6 tRNA genes are annotated in these 556 nt (G+C 48.7%); all 6 read right to left on the reverse strand.

The annotated features are described in order from the left end of the window. Positions 1 to 10 precede the first annotated feature (10 nt). Positions 11 to 101, reverse strand: a tRNA-Ser gene (locus tag NCCP28_RS23515). Between the two features lie 8 nt (positions 102 to 109). After that, positions 110 to 184 (reverse strand) — tRNA-Asn (locus NCCP28_RS23520). Positions 185 to 194: 10 nt separating this feature from the next. After that, positions 195 to 271: transfer RNA gene (locus tag NCCP28_RS23525), tRNA-Ile, on the reverse strand. Positions 272 to 279: 8 nt separating this feature from the next. After that, positions 280 to 353: transfer RNA gene (locus tag NCCP28_RS23530), tRNA-Gly, on the reverse strand. Positions 354 to 368: 15 nt separating this feature from the next. Continuing rightward, positions 369 to 444: transfer RNA gene (locus NCCP28_RS23535), tRNA-His, on the reverse strand. A 30-nt stretch (positions 445 to 474) separates the two neighbouring features. After that, a tRNA-Phe gene (locus NCCP28_RS23540) sits at positions 475 to 547 on the reverse strand. Positions 548 to 556: the final 9 nt, after the last annotated feature.

A 556-nucleotide genomic window follows, 5' to 3' on the forward strand; every position in this document is an offset into this window, starting at 1 on the left:
AATAAATTTCTGGCGGAGAAGGAGGGATTTGAACCCTCGCGCCGCTTACGCGACCTACACCCTTAGCAGGGGCGCCTCTTCAGCCTCTTGAGTACTTCCCCAAAAAAAATGGCTCCGCAGGTAGGACTCGAACCTACGACCGTTCGGTTAACAGCCGAATGCTCTACCACTGAGCTACTGCGGAATAAAAAACATGGTGGGCCTAAATGGACTCGAACCATCGACCTCACGCTTATCAGGCGTGCGCTCTAACCAGCTGAGCTATAGGCCCATATTTTTTGGAGCGGGTGATGGGAATCGAACCCACGATATCAGCTTGGAAGGCTGAAGTTTTACCATTAAACTACACCCGCATTATTTAATTTACATGGGGCGAATAATGGGAATCGAACCCACGAATGTCGGAGCCACAATCCGATGCGTTAACCACTTCGCCATATCCGCCATAATAATAAAATGTTGTTTTTCAAAAGGTGGCTCAGGACGGAATCGAACCGCCGACACAAGGATTTTCAGTCCTTTGCTCTACCGACTGAGCTACTGAGCCACTTTAAAT

It is taken from the genome of Niallia sp. NCCP-28 (assembly GCF_023168165.1).
Taxonomy (GTDB): Bacteria; Bacillota; Bacilli; order Bacillales; family Cytobacillaceae; genus Niallia.